This window comes from Streptosporangium sp. 'caverna', from assembly GCF_003203775.1.
In the GTDB taxonomy this organism is placed as follows: domain Bacteria; phylum Actinomycetota; class Actinomycetes; order Streptosporangiales; family Streptosporangiaceae; genus Streptosporangium; species Streptosporangium subroseum.
Map to the genome: position 1 here is coordinate 5,978,355 of NZ_CP029711.1, position 17,179 is coordinate 5,995,533.

At 68.7% G+C, this 17,179-nt stretch carries 12 protein-coding genes; 5 read left to right on the forward strand and 7 right to left on the reverse strand.

Annotated elements, in window-relative coordinates; translation table 11 throughout:
* Nucleotides 1-58 precede the first annotated feature (58 nt).
* Entirely contained in the window at nt 59-3,718 is a 3,660-nt protein-coding gene (locus DKM19_RS26275) for a LuxR C-terminal-related transcriptional regulator (protein WP_110699054.1), read from the reverse strand.
* 1,168 nt (nt 3,719-4,886) lie between these two features.
* Here DKM19_RS26275 and DKM19_RS26280 point away from each other — a divergent pair.
* Both DKM19_RS26280 and asnB read left to right on the forward strand, forming a co-directional pair.
* On the forward strand, nt 4,887-6,455 hold the full coding sequence (locus tag DKM19_RS26280; RefSeq protein ID WP_162641766.1) for an NAD(P)/FAD-dependent oxidoreductase: 1,569 nt from the start codon (nt 4,887-4,889) through the stop codon (nt 6,453-6,455).
* A gap of 286 nt (nt 6,456-6,741) precedes the next feature.
* Complete coding sequence (gene asnB, locus DKM19_RS26285; protein ID WP_110699059.1) at nt 6,742-8,601, forward strand: asparagine synthase (glutamine-hydrolyzing); 1,860 nt, start codon at nt 6,742-6,744, stop codon at nt 8,599-8,601.
* A 2-nt stretch (nt 8,602-8,603) separates the two neighbouring features.
* Here the strand turns inward: asnB and DKM19_RS26290 are convergent, their stop codons facing one another.
* Nucleotides 8,604-9,029, reverse strand: a complete 426-nt coding sequence (locus DKM19_RS26290) for a MarR family winged helix-turn-helix transcriptional regulator (RefSeq protein WP_110699061.1) — start codon at nt 9,027-9,029, stop codon at nt 8,604-8,606.
* A gap of 105 nt (nt 9,030-9,134) precedes the next feature.
* Entirely contained in the window at nt 9,135-9,977 is an 843-nt protein-coding gene (locus tag DKM19_RS26295) for an NAD(P)H-binding protein (protein ID WP_110699063.1), read from the reverse strand.
* 99 nt (nt 9,978-10,076) lie between these two features.
* Between DKM19_RS26295 and DKM19_RS26300 the strand changes: the two genes are divergently transcribed.
* Nucleotides 10,077-10,574 (forward strand): MarR family winged helix-turn-helix transcriptional regulator, encoded by a 498-nt coding sequence (locus DKM19_RS26300; RefSeq protein WP_110699065.1) that lies wholly within the window; start codon nt 10,077-10,079, stop codon nt 10,572-10,574.
* 149 nt (nt 10,575-10,723) lie between these two features.
* Here DKM19_RS26300 and DKM19_RS26305 read toward each other — a convergent pair whose 3' ends face one another.
* The 4 genes from DKM19_RS26305 to DKM19_RS26320 are packed head-to-tail and all read right to left on the reverse strand — an operon-like array spanning nt 10,724 to nt 14,802.
* Entirely contained in the window at nt 10,724-11,893 is a 1,170-nt protein-coding gene (locus tag DKM19_RS26305; RefSeq protein ID WP_110699067.1) for an LVIVD repeat-containing protein, read from the reverse strand.
* A gap of 3 nt (nt 11,894-11,896) precedes the next feature.
* Complete coding sequence (locus tag DKM19_RS26310) at nt 11,897-13,015, reverse strand: ABC transporter substrate-binding protein (protein WP_162641767.1); 1,119 nt, start codon at nt 13,013-13,015, stop codon at nt 11,897-11,899.
* 60 nt (nt 13,016-13,075) lie between these two features.
* The gene (locus DKM19_RS26315; protein ID WP_110699071.1) at nt 13,076-13,915 is read right to left on the reverse strand and encodes an ABC transporter permease; all 840 of its coding nucleotides are present in this window, start codon (nt 13,913-13,915) and stop codon (nt 13,076-13,078) included.
* The gene (locus DKM19_RS26320; protein ID WP_110699073.1) at nt 13,912-14,802 is read right to left on the reverse strand and encodes an ABC transporter ATP-binding protein; all 891 of its coding nucleotides are present in this window, start codon (nt 14,800-14,802) and stop codon (nt 13,912-13,914) included. Before DKM19_RS26320 ends, DKM19_RS26315 begins: the two co-directional genes overlap by 4 nt.
* Nucleotides 14,803-15,141: 339 nt before the next feature.
* Between DKM19_RS26320 and DKM19_RS26325 the strand changes: the two genes are divergently transcribed.
* Both DKM19_RS26325 and DKM19_RS26330 read left to right on the forward strand, forming a co-directional pair.
* A complete protein-coding gene (locus tag DKM19_RS26325) occupies nt 15,142-16,056 on the forward strand; it encodes an ABC transporter substrate-binding protein (protein WP_110699075.1) in 915 nt (304 codons plus the stop codon).
* Entirely contained in the window at nt 16,053-17,129 is a 1,077-nt protein-coding gene (locus DKM19_RS26330) for a LacI family DNA-binding transcriptional regulator (RefSeq protein ID WP_110699077.1), read from the forward strand. Before DKM19_RS26325 ends, DKM19_RS26330 begins: the two co-directional genes overlap by 4 nt.
* Nucleotides 17,130-17,179 lie beyond the last annotated feature (50 nt).

Here is a 17,179-nt window from a genome sequence, read left to right on the forward strand (position 1 = left end):
CCGACGGGGCGCCGACGTCTCGGGCCGGTGTCCGGCCGTTCGGCCCGGGCCGCGGCGCTTACAGCTCGCCGGGCTTCAGCTGGCGCCGTGACGTCACGCCCAGCTTGCGGAACACCTTCTTGAGGTGATAGTCGACCGTGCTGGGTCTGATGAACAACTCCTCCGCGATCTCCTGATTGGTGGCGCGCCCGGCGGCCAGCTGGGCGATCCGCCTCTCCTGCGGGGTGAGGTCGCCGGGCTCCCCGGCCGCTCCACCGGAAACGCGCTCGCCCGTCGCGATCAGTTCCATCCGGGATCGTTCGGCGAACGCCTCCGCGCCCATCTCCACGAACATCTCATAAGCCGTACGGAGGCTGAGGCGGGCGTCGTTGCGGCGCTTTCGCCGCCGCAGCCACTCGCCGTGCACCAGATGAGCACGGGCCAGATCCGCCGTCATGCGCGTTCTTTCGAGATGCCGTACGGCCCGCAGATGAAGTTCCTCAGCGCCCGCCTGCTCCCCGACCAGGGCCTGCGACCTTGCCAGGAGTCCCAGTGCCCACGGCGTCCCGGCCACGACGGCCTTCGCCTCCAGCAGCCCCAGCGCCTCCAGCGCCCGTTCGCGCTCTCCGCAACGGACGCCGGCCTCGATGAGATCGGGAAGCAGATGATGGTCCAGGTTGAGCACGTCCTGCTCGCAGAACCGGCGGGCCGCCTCGAAGGCGTCACGATAGCGGCCGCGGCCGAGCGCCAGAACGGTGCGGGCGCTCTGCGCCAGGCCGGCCGCGGCTCCGGCGAACTCCTCGGCCATGCGGTCGAGGTGCTCCGCCGCCTTGAGAGCCTGGTCGTCGCCCTGCCAGGCGAGTATCTCCGCCATACCCAGGGAGTCCCAGGCCACGCCATCCCCCGACGGCCTGCCCGGAGCCGGGACATTCGCCGCCTGTTCCGTCATGAGCGCCGCGCGGAGCCGGTCGAGTGCGCCGTCCCTGCCCGCGCCGGAGGACACCCGCCGCGACCACTCGTGCAGGGCGCCGTCGTCCCACACGATCCGGGCCGCGACGGCGCCGAGCGCGTACCACTCGGGAACGCCGTTCTCGAGCACGCGGGGGTGTGCCAGGGCCTCAAGTGCCGCGCGCAGGAGGGGAACGGCCTCGGCGTAACCGACCGCGATGAGCGTGGCGCAGCCCCTGAGCAGCAGGTCCGCGGCCGTCTCCGCGCCGGGCGCGGGAGGCTCGAGGGTGAGCGCCTCCCGCGCTAATTCCTGCGGGCTCACCCCACGCGTGACGTGGCGCGTGAGGAAGAGCGTTTCCATGGCTGTGAGGAGCTTGTCGCGGCGTCGCCGGACGTCGAGGTGCTCGTAGGAGCGGGCGCTCGCCAGCAGCAGCGCCGGCAGGCCGGCCGTCGAGCCGCCCGCCTGCGCCTGAGCCGTTTCCTGTATCTCCGCGACCAGAGCGCGAAGAAGGGAATCGCTCGCCTCCGGCTCCGCCGCGTCCACCAGCGAGCGGGCCATCGCGGACGCTCCCCGGGTCTGGATGCCGAGGCCGATTCTCACCGTGGCCATGACGGCGAGAGTGTCCGCGACGGCCTGCGGCCCACCTATCAGGCTGGTGATCTGATCTTCGTCGTAGCCCAGGAGGTAGGTGTCCCACCGATCGTGAAGCTCGCGCGCCCGCTCGCGGTTCCCGCTTGCCAGATGGGCCAGCGCCAGATCGGGCACCAGCCCGAACTCCAGAAGGAACTCCGTGTGGTCACCGAGCAGGTGCAGGGCCCGCTCTCCCGCCTCTACGGCCTCACCGAACCGGTGGAGCGGGACCAGCGCACCGCTGAGCTCGGACAACAGGTATATCTGGTAGTACGTCATGCCTCTGGCCTCGGCGATGACAAGCCCACGCTCGGCCTCGGCGACCGCCTCGGCCATCCGATCCAGCCCATACAACGTGTGCGACTTCTCCGCCAGGACCGGAACCAGCAACTGGGGCCGCCCTGCGCGCTCGGACACCGCGATCGCCTGGTCGAGATACCCAATAGACCCGCCAAAATTACCGGAAAATTGGGCATTCTTGGACATTGAGCGCAGGGTGTTGCTCTCCCCCTCCGGATCCCCAGCGGACCGGAACAACTCCAGTGCCCGCATGAAGTGCGACTCGGCGGCGGCGGCATTCCCCATTCGCGCCCGCATGGCCCCGACAGTCCGCTCCAACTCGGCGATCAGGACGACTTCCCCAGTGCGCACAGCCGCCTCCAGGGCCGCCAGGGAGTGCGGAAGACCGTCTGCCGCGATGTCGGAACCCGCGCTCATCGGACGCGAGTCCAGGACGATCAGCGCGACGGCACGGTCCAGACCCGCAGCCGCGGCCTGACGCAGCACCGCGGTCAGTGTGCCGCGCTCGCGCCGGTACCAGACCCCAGCGGCCGCGATCGTCTCGAACGCCTCCGGGGTGATCCCCTCCCCCGGGGCCTCCAGCTCGGCGATGGGCGGCCGCCCGTACAGCAGGTAGGCGTTGCGGGCCGAGTGTCCGTAATGCTCGGTCAGGCGCTGCCGCGCCAGGGCGGACTCTCCCGCCTGCTCCAGCAGTTCGGCGGCGAAAACACGGATGAGGTCGTGCACGACATAGCGGCCGGCGGCGTGCTCGGTGAGCAGGCTCGCCGTGCACAGCTCGCGCGACGCCGCCCGGGCCTTGGCGTGCGGCACCCCCAGGAGGGAGGCCGCCGAGGCCAGAGAGATCTCCGGCCCCGGGTGAATCGCCAGCAGCCGCAGCAGACGTGCAGCCTCGGGGCTGAGCACGCGGTAGGAGGCGGTGAACACCGCCCGCACATCTGCCTGCGGTTCACCCAGATCCAATGCGTGCAGTCGTTCACCGGCCGACGACAACTCGGCCGCGATGTCGGCCAGGGACAGGTGCGGGGCGATGCCGGCGCGCGCGGCCACGATCGACACGGCCAGCGGCAGCCGCCCGCACAGCTCGATGATCTCGGCCACCGCCTCCGGCTCGGCCGCCACCCGACGCTCACCCAGACGGCGTACCAGCGCCTCCCGCGCCTCGGCGCCCGGCCACACCTCAAGGCTCATCAGATGAGCGCCTTCGCTCGCGACCAGACCGCCCAGTTGGTTACGGCTGGTCACGATCGTCAGACAGTCCGGGCCGCCGGGCAGCAACGGGCGGACCTGCTCGCTGTCGCGCGCGTTGTCCAGCAACACCAGCATCCGGCGCCCGGCCAGCAGGCTACGGAACAACGCCGACCGCGCTTCCACCGACTCGGGCACCCGCTGAACGCCCAGCGCCTCCAGAAAACCGCTCAACGCCGCCGAAGGGTCCAGCACGCTACCGCTCTGGTCGAACCCGTGCAGGTTCACATACAGCTGTCCGTCCGGGAAGCGGCCGGCCACCCGATGCGCCCAGTGCACCGCCAGCGTCGTCTTGCCCACTCCGGCCATCCCGCCGATCGCGCTGATCGCAACCGTGGCTCCCCCTTCGGTCCGCTCATCCAGCAGCCGCAACGCCTCGGCCAGTTCCCGATGACGGCCCGCGAACACCGGCAGGTCCGGCGGCAACTGCGCCGGACCCGGTTGCCGGACCACCCGTTCGGATCCGGCGGCGGCCACCAAGGCGGCCTCATCCGCCTGCGACAGCCCCGGCGCGGCCGGTGTCCGCCGCTGAGGCAGACGGCTGTGGCCCCGCTCCAGGTCACCGATCAGCTGTGCGCCGGCCCCCGACGCCTCGGCGAGCTCCTCCGTCGTCATCCCCGCCCGCGTCCACAGATCACCCGGCAACGCGTCAGAAGACCGAGTCTCCGCCACCCCACGTCACGCCTTTCCCGCCATCGCCAACATTCTCCTGCAGATGATGAGGCAGTGATCACCAGAACGGATAACGCCGGGGCGTATCTCAGCTGAACACCTGGCAGCGCAGCGCCGGATGGCACGCGATGACCCCTTCTCCCAAGGTCCGCAGGACATGTCGGACGGCGAACCCCATGAAACGTGTAGTCCTCGAGCTCCCCCTCCCGCGGGCGTCCGGCCCCTGACGACCTTCGGACAGGCCCGCGCGCACGAATCGAGGCGCCCCGGGCACGACCGGTCGTGCGGGCGGCCCGGTCGGACTATGAGCTTCACATGATTCCCGACGCGAACGCTCGGGTTTAGCGTCTCCGGTGAACGCCGACCGCCTCGGTGGCGGGGAGGGCCGTCGCGACGCGAGGGGGTGCGCATGCCCGACCCGGCGAACCGGCGGCCGGTTCGGCCTGTCCGTCCCGCGTGGCCGAGCCAGAAGCGAGCGCCGATCGAACTGCGCTCATCAGCGTCAGGACGAACCACCCGATGACCCGCAAATCGGTACCATGCTACCGTATTTACATGCCGATTCCGTGGTGGCCGGCGTGGGCAAGCCCTTTGCGGGCGGCCGCGCCGGCACTCGCCGACATCGTGACCATGGCGCCCTTCGCACGCGTGGCTTCCATTGCCAATGATCCGACCGAACCGGGCGCCACCGGGCGCGCCATCGGGCGTCGCCGTCGTCACCGACCAGGACTGGAAACCAGCGCGCAGGCGAATCCTTCTGATCTCAACTCCGCACAGGCATTGGCGCCGCCTTCCTCAACGGAGGCAACAAATACAAGGTGGAGAACCCGAGTCCATTGGGGACCTCCTTTTTCTCCCCCGAGCCGGCGAATATCCGCGCCTCCGATGAGAAACGGTGCAATAGGCATGGACAACCTCCTTCCAATAGTCAGTTGAATTCTCCGACAATGTGGCTCTGATTTTCGGGCACCGAGTCTTCACCATGAAGTCATCCGTCCCCTTTGGCATGCCCTGAATTTGATATGTCTAAATTCCGAAAACCTTTATTTGATAGTACGGAGATATGTCTTCTTCTTCGATAGGTGCGTCTTCATCGCAGCGCTCTTTCGACGTGGTCTTCGTCGGAGCCGGGCACAACGCCCTCGTCGCGGCGGCCTACCTCGCCAGGGCCGGTCGCAGCGTGGCTCTGCTGGAACGTGCCACTGAGCCCGGCGGCTTCGTACGCACCGAGGAACTGACCCTGCCCGGCTTCCTGCACGACACCTATTCCGCGTTGCATCCCCTCCTGGCCAACGGGCCGGTCTTCGCCGAACTCGGCGGCGAGCTTTCCGAGCTGGGCCTGCGCTACGTGCAGGGCGGGGTGTCCACCGGGGCGTCGCTGCCCGACGGCCGCAGCGCGGTCATCGCCACCGATCCCGGCGAGCTGGCCGCGGAACTGGACCGCTTGGGCGAAGGGGAGGCATGGAACGGGCTGCTCGCCGATCTCGCTCCCCACCTTGACTCGCTCCTCCCCCTGCTGGGCATGGAGCTGACCACGCCCGCGGCGACCTCGTTGCTGGACACGCTGTACGCGGACGGCACCATGAGCGCGCTGCCCTTTCAGGAGCTTGTCGCCGGCAGCGCGTACGACCTGATCACCGACCGGTTCCGCTCCGAGGAACTGCGCTCGGCATTCCTTCCGTGGCTCTCGCACGTGGGCCTCGGGCCACACGACGCCGCGGGTGCGCTGTGGGCCTCGGTGTTCGCCGCCACGCTGACCGCGGGCAATCCGGTGCCCGAGGGCGGCAGCGGCCGCTTGGTCGCCGCACTCGTCGCACTCGTCGAACGCCATGGCGGGGTGGTGGTGACCGGAGCCGAGGTGGATGAGATCCTGGTCGGCGAGGGACGCGCCACCGGGGTACGCACCACGGACGGTGCGACGTACACCGCCGCTCAGGCCGTCGTCGCCACGACCGCCCCCGGCCGGCTTTACGGCCGGCTTCTGCGCGACGCCCCCGGCATTCCGGTAGGCGTGCGCAGTCAGGCAGCGCGGTTCCGCTATCGGCGCGGCTGTTTCCAGATCAACCTGGCCCTGTCCGGCAAGCCGCACTTCGGCGATCCCCGCCTCGACCTGGGTGGCGCCGTCAACCTCGGCCGTGGCATCGCGGAGCTGATCACGTCCGCGCGCCAGGCCGAGGACGGTCTGCTGCCCGCTCACCCCTCCATCTCCTGGCACGAGCCCAGCGCGGTCGATCCCGGACGGGCGCCGGCCGGTTCGGCCGTCGTCCGTCTCCAGGTCATGGACCTGCCGTTGCACCCGGTGGGTGACGCCGCTCATGACATCACCGTCGAGGGAGAGTGGACGCACGCGGTGGCCGAGCGATTCGCCGACCGTGTGATCGCGGAAGCGGCCCAGCACGTGGCCGGGCTGGAGGAGATGATCCTGGCCCGCCATCTGCTCAGTCCCGCGGACATCGCGGCGGCGAACCCCAATGCCGGGCCAGGCGACGGCAACGCCGGGCACAACGCCCTGTCCCAGGGCTTCACTCAGCGCCCCATGGCGGCCCATCGCGGCGGATACGCCACCGCCGTACCGGGGCTCTACCTGATCGGCGCTGCCACCTGGCCTGGTCCGGGCGTGACCGGCGCGTCGGGCCGTGCCGTCGCCCGCACCCTCCTCTCCCCTTACCGACCCAGATGAACGAGTCCGATGTCCTCGGTGGTCCCGACCGATGCCCCGGCGGCCGCACGGCTGATCAGAGCCGCACGGAACCCGTCGGGCCGGTTTCCTCCAGAGAACTTCGACACATAAAAGCGCCTTCTTACAGGTAGCCGAATATTCCGAAATCCCGATTTCCGGTTAACAGCTGAGCGCGTACTTTTACGCGAAGTTCAGCGCGTTCCTCCGTATACGCTGCCGCGCGACCTTCAGGTCGACGACGCGCCGCTGTGCCTATGAGCATGACAACCAACGCGTGGAGATAAATATGTGTGGAATTGTCGGTTGGGTGGACTTTGCCCGAGACCTTCGGCAGGAAGCCGCAACCGTCCGTGCGATGACGGCCACCATGGCGCTTCGCGGCCCGGACGCCGAGGGAATCTGGCTTGACCGGAACGTCGGCCTCGGCCACCGCCGACTGGCCGTCATCGACCTGGCGCACGGCGCGCAGCCGATGACCGTCGAGCGGGATGGCAAGGTCGTCGCCACGATCACCTACAGCGGCGAGGTCTACAACTTCGCGGAGTTACGCGAGGAGTTGCGGGGACACGGGCACCGGTTCCGGACGACCAGCGACACGGAGGTGGTCCTGAACGCCTACCTGCAGTGGGGCGAGTCCTTCGTCGACCATCTCATCGGCATGTTCGCCTTCGGGCTCTGGGACGCCGTCGAGCACAGGCTCCTGCTGGTGCGCGACCGGCTCGGCGTCAAGCCGCTCTACTACCGACCCACGCCGGACGGCGTGATGTTCGCCTCCGAGCTCAAGGGGATCCTCGCCCATCCGGCGGCGCCGGCGGAGGTGGACAGCGAGGGGCTGCGCGAGCTGATGTCGTTCGCCGGCACGCCCGGCCACGGAATCTATCGAGGCGTGTACGAGGTGCTGCCGGGAGAGCTGATCCGGGTCGACGACCGTGGGCTGCGCAGACGGCGATACTGGCAGCTCACCACCGTTGAGCACGAGGACGACCTGCCGACCACGATCCGCACCGTCCGCGGTCTGCTCGAGGAGATCACCGCGCAGCAGCTCGTGGCGGACGTACCTCTCTGCGTGCTGCTCTCCGGCGGGCTGGACTCGTCCGCGCTGACCGCTCTCGCCCAGCACGTGTCCGGCGGCGCCGGTGCGCTGCGCACCTTCGCCGTCGACTTCGTCGGGCAGGCGGACAACTTCCACTCCGACGACCTGCGCTCGGCCCACGACATGCCCTTCGTCCGGGACATGGTCGCGCACACCGGCACCGTACACACCGACATCGTGCTCAGCGCCGGCGACCTGATGGACTCGATCAACCGCAGCCGCACCTTCGTCGCCGGCGACCTGCCGTCTGCCTTCGGCGACATGACCGTGTCGCTGTACCTGCTGTTCCGCGCCGTCCGCGAGCACTCCACGGTGGCGCTGTCCGGCGAGTCGGCCGACGAGGTGTTCGGCGGCTACCGGTGGTTCCACGATCCCGCCCTCGTCAACGCCGGCACGTTTCCCTGGATGGCCGCGCTCAACCCGAGCGACGAGGGCGGCAGCCAGAGTTCCATGAGTCTCTTCGAGCCGGGTCTGACCAAGTCTCTCGACCTGGTCGGCTATCGCGACGCCGCCTACCGTCAGGCGCTGGCGGAGGTCGAGCATCTCCCGGGCGCCGACGCGACCGAGCGCCGGATGCGGGAGATCTCCTATCTGAACCTGACCCGGTTCCTGAGGGGGATGCTGGACCGCAAGGACCGCACCAGTATGGCGAACGGGCTGGAGGTCCGGGTACCGTTCTGCGATCACCGGCTGGTCCAGTACATGTACAACGTGCCGTGGGCGATGAAGACGTTCGACGGCCGGGAGAAGAGCCTGCTGCGCGCCGCCGTCGCCGATCTGCTGCCGGCCTCCGTGCTGGAGCGCCGCAAGAGCGCCTATCCGACGGTGCAGGACCCGGCGTACGACCCCGCCCTGCGGGTCCGCCTCAACGAGGCGCTCGACGACCGGGACTCGCCGCTCCTGCCGCTCCTCGACACCGGGATGACCCGGATGCTGGGCTCCTTCGCGTACGAGGAGACCGAGCTCGCGACGATCGCCCGACGCGGCGTCGAGCTGGTGCTCAGCCTCGACGAATGGCTGCGCCGGAACCCGGTGCGCATCATCCTGGACTGAGTTCAGCCGGCCGCGTCTCCTGTCCGGTGGGCCTCGATGTTGTGGGTCATGCGCTCGAGGACGCCCACGGCCGTGAGGTACTCGTTCGTGGATATGCCAGACATCGACAGCTCGCGAAACGCGTTGACGCGTTCGGCGACCTTGGCCAGACGCCGACGGCCGTCGGAGGTGAGGGTGAGCCGATCCGAGGTGGGGCGGGTCACCCAACCGTCGGCGAGCACGGTTTCGATGACGGCGGTCAGGGTGGGGACATCGGCGTTGGCTGCGAGGGCCGACAGGACGTCGGTGTCCGAGATCTGAGCGGTGTCTTCGACGACGTTGAGGACTTGCCAGGCGATCCGGGTGAGGCCGAACTCGTCCAGCATGCCGTTCATGTGGTGGGTGAGGGCTTCGTCGGTGCGGTTGAGCCAGTAGCCGATGGGTTTCATGATCGGTGCTCCTCAGTGATGCGGCGGCACGGCAGCCAGGAGGGTGGACATGGGGAGGCCTCAAGGGAAGGAAGGGGCGCTCGCCTGAACGGAGGACCGGCGGGGTCAGCGCTGGGTGAAGGCGGCGGCGTTCTCACGTGCCCACTGCTGGAAGCTGCGGGCGGGCTTGCCGAGGAGGGTCTGGGTGGTGTCGGCGATGGCGGCGGGACGAGCGGACGCGGCGGACCAGAGGGCGAGCAGGGAAGCGGCCACCGGGGCGGGCATGTACCGGCTCATCTGCTGCTCGGCCTCGGCGTGAGTGATCTTCACGACGGGGATGTCACGTTCGAGGACCTCGGACAGAACGGCGAGCTGCTCGCGAAAGGTGAGCGACTGCGCGCCGGTGAGGGTGACCGAGCGGCCCTTGAGGGAGCCGCCGCTCAGGGCCTCGACGGCGATGTCCGCGAGGTCCTCGGAGTGGATGGGCGTGATGTCCGCGTCCGGGTAGGCGAGCCGGATCGGCAGGTTCCGGCCGATGAAGTAGGCCCAGCCGAGCGCGTTGCTGGCGAAGGCGTCCGGGCGCAGGAACGTGCAGGCGAGGTCGGAGGAGGCGAGGGCCTGCTCGACCCTGAGGCTGCGTGAGGCCAGCGGGTCGGTCTCGGCGCCGGGGTCGAGGACCGAGGAGGAGGACAGCAGGACGACGTGCTCGACGCCCGCGGCCTCCGCGGCCTTGATGAAGGCGTCGATGCCCTCGGGCTCGGGGTAGAGGAACACCTGGCGGACGCCGCGGAGCGCGGCTTCGAAGGTCTCCGGCCGGTTGAGCCCGAGCTCGGCGACCTCGACGCCGGCGGGAACGGTCAGTTCAGCGGGATTGGCGCTGGCGGCGCGGACGGAAACATCTGCGGAGTGGAGGCGGCAAATGATCGCTTGGCCGACCTTGCCACGGGCACCGGTGATGAGGATGGTCATGATCTTCTCCGTTCATGGTTTTACGCATATGCATGCTGACATGCATATATTTTCGCGTCAACACATGTCTTCGAAGGTTCACGGATATACGATGGGCACATGACGACGAGCGAGCCACGAACGGCCGACGAGCTGCTGGACGCCGTGGGCACCGCGTTCTCCAAGCTGCGCCGCACGTCACTGCTGGAGGTCGAAAACCCGATCTCGGCCAAGGACCTGAGCCGGACCCTCGTGCTCAACATCGTCATGGAGCACACCCAGGACTCCGGCAAGGAGATCACCGTCGGGGCGGTGGCCGAACTCCTGGCCGTGGATCCTTCGGTGGCCAGCCGAATGGTCACCGACAACATCAAGGCCGGCTACCTGATCCGCGCCGCCTCCCAACAGGACGGCCGCCGCACCGTCCTGCGGCTCAGCCCCGAAGGCGCCGAGCTCATGGCCCGCTTCCGTCGCCACCAGCGCTCGGCGTTCGAATACATCACCGCCGACTGGTCGGAACACGACCGCCTGGAGCTCGCCCGTCTGATGCTCAAGTACGTCGGCTCTCTGGCCCATCTCCGCAACCGAGGCCTGGCCGAAGACGCAAAGAGCTCTTAGTACGCCTTCGGCGCAGGCGCGGATGGACCACCCGGGACAGCCTCGCCGACCGAAACACCCTCTGATCCGCGGCTCAGTCGTTAGCGCTGATTCTCGGCCGGACAGTCCCGGGACCCCGATCCCGCGGATCGGCTCGGACAGGAGCACGTCTACATCAAGGCGGCGAGTTCGCCCCCGGGCTCCAGGACGAACAGCCCTCCGTTCGTGCGGTCGGTCACCCAGACGAGGCCGTCGCGATCGACGAACAGGTCGTTCGCCTGCGGGGCGGCCTGACCGGGCGGTGTCTGCGAGACCCAGTGCGCGATCTCGCGTGGATGGCCGGGATCCTCCAGGTCGTAGACCCGGACACCCGCGCTGAAATACGTCGCGAAGATCAGACGCCCGCTCTGGAACGACCCCTCACGGTTCTCGTGCAGGCAGTGCGGCCCGTAGCGCATGGGCAGCCCGGCGAAGTCGCCCTTCGGCTCCGGAAGGGCAGAGAGATACCGCGGGTTCGCCGGGTCGAGGACGTCGATCAGGTGGATGCGCCGTTCCGGAGCGTGTGGTCCGTCGTGTTGCTGCTCGTCGGTGACGACGAGCAGGTTCCGGCCGGGCAGAGGAAGGCACGTGTGCGTGGCACCGCCCTCCCACCGGCAGAACCCGATCGCCCGGGGACGGGAGGGGTCCTCGATGTCGAGGACCACGAGATTCGCGTCGTCGTAGCCGAGGTAGGCGAGGTCGCCGTCGAGGAGCGCGTGATGTGCGGCGTGCCGCTGTCCTTCCGGCCACGCCGGCTGTTCGCCCCCCGCCGTCCACTGACCGGGCCACCACCACCGGCCGGCCTCCACCGGATGGCGAGGGTCCGACATGTCGAGCATCATCCAGATCCGGTCGGTGAAGCCGTCCGGTGTGACGGAGAGGTGGGCGAACCGCCCGCCCTGCCACACGATCCGGTGAACGCCCTTGCCGGAGGACTCCCAGAACCCGATCTGCCGCGGCGCCGACGGATCGGCGAGGTCGTACACCGCGAGGCCCGCCGAGTGCGGCCCCAGCGGCCCGGTGGGCCGGTACGGAAAACGCTCGTGGTTGACCAGGAGCAGGCCGTCGGCGACCTGCACCTTGTGCGTGTGCGTGTTGTCCGGCGCCGGCCACTGGTCGATGAGCTTCGGATGCCGGGGGTCCGAGACGTCGAGGATCGAGGTGCCCGCCCTCGACGTCCCCGCGTGGCCGACGTACACGACGTCCTCGTGCCGCATCACCTGCATCCCGTCGCCCTTGCCGCCGAGATCGTGGTGTGCGAGCAGCCGGAGGTTCTTCGCCTCAGCCGTTTTCACGCGCATCGGTCACATGTCCGCGAGCGCTGGGTTGAGCGGCAGGCCCAGAGCCTTCTGCGCGCGCCAGAGCGGGAGGAGATAGGTGTACTGGCGCCAGTCCGTGCCATCGGGAACCGTCTTGTACGTGATCTGGTCACTGATGAACTTGTCCATGTCCGCCGGCTTGAACCCGCCGTCGCTCACGTGGTAGTCCGGCGCGTTCTCCGCCGCGTACGCGTCCGCGTACTCGGTCGGGATCTCGAACTTCTTGTCGCGCATGATGGTGAGCACTTCGTCTTTGTTGGCCTGGTCGGTGATGAACTGACGGGCCTTGAGCGTGGCGGCGAGGAACGCGGTCACGGTCTCCGGGCTCTCCTGGAGGAGCTTGTTCGCCGACCAGCCGCTCTGCGGCACCTCGCGAGTCTCCTCGAACAGGACCTTGCCGCCCGCCTTCTCCAGCACCGTGCGGTGGCGCAGCTGGATGCTGGCTCCGTCGACGGTGCCGGCGATCACCGACTGCAGGCGCTCGTTCGACTGCCCGCCGGTGCTGACGATCTTGACGTCCCTGTCGGGCTCGACGCCGTTGTCCCGGAGCAGCTGACGGATGATCGCGTCGTTGCGGCTGCCGAACTGGCCGCCGGTGATGGTCTTGCCCTTCAGGTCGGCGCCGGTGTTGATCCCCTTGCCCACCCCCAGGACGTTCGCCTCGCCACCGAGGTAGACCGAGAGGAACCGCAGGCCCTGACCGCTCTTCTTGGCGGCGGCGATCGCCGTGTCGGTGTCGTACAGGGCCAGGTCGAGCGAGCCGCCGATGAGCGGCGGCAGAGGGTCCTCGATCGTCTTGATGTCGACCGAGTCGATGCCGAACTCCTTGAAGTAGCCCTTGGCGAGCGCGACGTCGATGTCATGGTGGAAGAGGTAGTACGGGTTGTCCACCCCGACCACGAGGTTCTTCTTGACCTTGGTCTTGTCGATCGTCCCGCTGATGTCGTCGGCGCTCTTCGGCAGGCCGGCCTTGGTGGCGTCCATGGGCCCGCTGCTCGCGCCGCCGGCGCCGCCGCTGTCACCGCCGCTACCGCATCCGGCCAGCGAACCCGCGAGGAGGAGCAGCACGCCGACCGCTCCGATGCGTCTGGTGAATCTGTTCATTCGCTTGACTCCTGCTCTGCCGATGCGAGGTCTGGGTCTGTGGCTGGGGGGCGGCATCGTTTACGTGCGTGCGGTGTCCCTCCACGGCGCGGCGCGTTGCTCGAGCCAGCGCATGGACTGGATGAGGCCCACGGACATGACGGCGAGAAGGATCAGGACCGCGTACAGCATCGGCGCGTCGAACTGGTCGCCGGCCCGATCGAGCAGGAAGCCGAGGCCGTTGCCGCCTCCGCCGAGAAGCTCGCCGATCAGCATCCCGACGAGGCCGCGAGCGATTCCCTGGTTCACCCCCGAGATCACGAACGGCAGGGTGAACGGGAGGATGATCTTGGTGTACGTCTGCAGGCGGCTGGTCCCGAACACCCGTCCGGCCCGTAGCAGCGAGGGGTCGACGGTCTTCACGCCGGCCATGCAGTTGACCATGATCGGAAAGACGGCCGAGAGGACGATGATGGTCAGCTGCATCGAGTTGTCGAACCCCATGATGAGGATCAGCAACGGGATCAGGGCGACTCGGGGCAGCGACGCCATCGCCCAGACGTAGGGGCTCAGGATGAGGTCCGCGACCCTGCTCGCGCCCATCAGAAGGCCGACCGGGATGCCGATGACGATGGAGATGGCCAGCCCGATCATGAAGTTCGAGATACTGTGCGACAGCTCGGGCCAGATCGTCCCGTCGGCGAAACCGTTGTAGATGGCGGCGAACATCTCCGACGCCTTGGGGAAGAACAGCGCGTTGATCAGCTCGGCACGCGCGATGAGCTCCCAGATCAGGAAGAACACCGTGAGGTTGACGATGGTGATCGCCACGCTCCTGAACGGTGCGTACCTGCTGACGGTGATCGTCTCGGTCTGCGCGGCCCGCTGCGTGCTCTGATCGGCCGGCACGACGTGCGTCATCGGGTCTCACCTTCCTGCTGCGTGACGGATCCCGACTTGGCGCCGAGCGCCTCGTCCGAGAGAAGTGCCCAGAGGTGGCTGCGGATCTCACCGAACCTGGCCGATCGCTTGACGTCGTTGCGCTCGTCGAACCGGGGGCGCGGCAGGTCGACGTCGATGATCTCCCGGATCGTTCCCGGGCGGTTGGACACCACGACGATGCGGTCGCCGAGGGTGATGGCCTCGTCGATCGAGTGGGTGATGAACACGACCGTCTGCCGGGTCTCGGCGATGATCTTCTCCAGCTCGGCCTGCATGGCCTCTCGCGTCATCGCGTCGACGGCGCCGAACGGCTCGTCCATCAGCAGGATCTCGGGCTCGCCGACCAGCGCCCTGGCGATGCCGACCCGCTGGCGCATGCCTCCGGAGAGCTCGTGCGGATAGGACTTTTCAAAACCGACCAGTCCCACCAGCTCCAGGGCACTGGCGATCCGGCGCCGGCGTTCGGCCTTCGGGACGTGTCCCCGCCGGTTCTCGATCGCGAACTCCACGTTGCGCTCAACGGTCCGCCAGGGCAGCAGCGCGTAGTCCTGGAACACCATCGCGCGATCGGCTCCGGGGCCGCTGACCTCCGCGCCCCGCACCCTGACCACTCCGGAGAGGGGTTTGACAAACCCGGCAATCATGTTGATCAAAGTGGTCTTGCCGCACCCGGACGGGCCGACGATGGCCAGGAACTCGCCCTGCATCACGGTGAGGGAGATGTCGCGCAGCGCGATCAGCCGGGTGCGCTCGCGCTGGTTGTCATATCCCGCACTGACCTCGACCGCCTCGATCAGCGTGGATCCGACGGTACTCGCGCGCTCCCTGGCCGGATGATCGGTTTGATGAGACCCGACGTGCACCATTTCAGCTCCTTGCTCAACCAGTGCGCGGCGCTGGTGTGCCGGCGCGAACGGCTGTGACGCGATTCACACTGCAATCGTTTGCGGCACGTTATCGAATGATGACGATGGCGTCAATAACTTCTCACCCGACGGCTTCACCGTCCGATGCGGCCGGATCCCGACCGCCGACGACCGCCTACAGAGGGGTGATCACTCACGCCCCCGAGGTGATACTTGGTAACATCGCCCGGAGCGGCCGGATCTTCGAATTGCCGCGACTCCCGTCTTTCAAGCGCGGCGACTCGTATCCTCATAAAGCAGCAATCGTTTGCTATACCCTGTTATCGAGGAGGTGGAACCATGCGTACGTTGCGGATCGGCACGTTCAGCCCGTCCGTGGTGCTCGGCGTCGCCACGGCGACCGGAGCACTCGACACCGCCGGGCTCACGATCACCCAGGTGCCCGCACGCAACTCCCCCGAGCAGTTCGCCGCGTTGCTCGCCGGCGAGCTCGACGCGGTCATCACCAGCCCGGACAACGTCCTAGCCTACCGGTTCGTCGCGGACAACCCCCTCGGGCACACCAGCGACCTGCGGATCCTCGCCGCCGTGGACCGCGGGCTCGGGCTGTCGCTGTTCACCGCCCCGGGGGTGGAGGACATCGACTCGCTGCGCGGGGGCGTCCTCGGCGTCGACGTCCCCACCTCGGGTTTCGCCTTCGTCGCCTACGAGCTGCTCGCGCGGCAGGGCGTCAAGGCGGGGATCGACTGCGAGGTCGCCGCGCTCGGGTCGACCCCCCGGCGCGCCGAGGCGCTGGCCGAGGGCCGGTGTGCGGTGACCGTTCTCAATGCGGGAAACGACCTCCACGCCGAGCGGGCCGGCTGCCACAGGCTCTCACGGGCCAAGGAGATCGGCCCGTACGTCGGGACGGTCCTGGCGAGCACGGCGGAGCGGCAGGAGGAATGGCTCGCGGCGCTGGTCGGCGTGATCGTGGACACCTCGGGCCGGCTGGCCTCCGGGCATCTCCACGAGTGCGCGTCATCGGTCACCGCCCAGCTCATGGGGCTGGGCGACGACGACGTCCGGCGGTACGTCGAGCTGCTCGCCGACCCCGAGGAGGGGCTCGTCGCCGACGGCCGCGTGGATCGGGAGTCGCTTGACACGCTGGTGACGCTGCGGATGCGCCACCATGCCGGCTCGGCCGGCCTCGCCAACGCCCTGCGCCACGACACCGGACTCCTGGACGAGCGCTTCCTGCCCGGAGCCGCGCCGTGACGCCTCCCCCGCCTCCCGCCACGGAGCCCGGCGTCCACGCCGGGTCCGCGGTACGGCGGCCGACGCTCAAGGACGTGGCCAACGAGGCGGGCGTCCACCCGGCGACGGCCTCCCGCGCGCTGAATCCCGAGACGCGCCACCTGGTCAACGATGAGACGGCGCAGCGGGTGCACCGCGTCGCGGACTCCCTCGGCTACCAGCCGAACCCCATCGCCCGCAGCCTCAAGACGGCGCGTTCCTCAAGCATCGGCCTGGTCATCCCCGACCTCACCAACCCGCTGTTCCCGCCGATCGTCAGGGGCGTCGAGGACGTGCTCGGCGGCGTCGGTTACAACGCCTGGATCGTCAACACCGACAACGACCCCGCCCGCGAGACGGCCGCCGTCGAGTCCCTCCAGAACCGGAGCGTCGAGGGCTTCGTCTTCGCGACGGCACGCCTCCATCACCCGCTCCTGGAGCGGCTGGCGGCGATCGGGACCCCCACCGTCCTGGTGAACCGCAGGCTCGCGATGTCGGACATCCCCTCGGTGACGGGCGACGACGCCGGCGGGGTCGCGATGGCGATGCGCCATCTCGTCGAACTCGGCCACCGCAAGATCGTCCATCTCGCCGGTCCCCAGGACCTCTCCACCGGGGTGAACCGCCTGCGGGCCTTCCGGCAGGCGCTGGAGGACCACGGCCTGGAGAACTCCCCGTCACGCCTGAAGCTCTGTTCCGCGTGGGCCGAGGCCGCGGGCGCGAAGGCGGTCACCGAGCTCCTCGACGACGGGGTCGAGTTCACCGCCGTCCTGGCGGGCAACGACCTTCTCGCACTCGGGTGCTACGACGCCCTGGCGGAGCGTGGGCTGTCGTGCCCGGACGACGTCTCCGTCGTCGGTTTCAACGACATGCCCTTCGTCGACAAGCTGAGCCCTCCGCTCACGACGGTGCGCATCCCCCACTACGAGGTCGGCGCCGAGGCCGCGCACCTGCTCCTGGAGCGACTGCGAGCCCCGAGCCGATCGGCGCGGTCCATCCTGCTGCCGCTCACGCTCGTGAACCGGAAGTCCACCGCCCCTCCCCGCCGGCTCTAGACGAGCGGTTCCCAAGTGATCAGTGGTCGTAGGCGATCGGTGATCGGGTC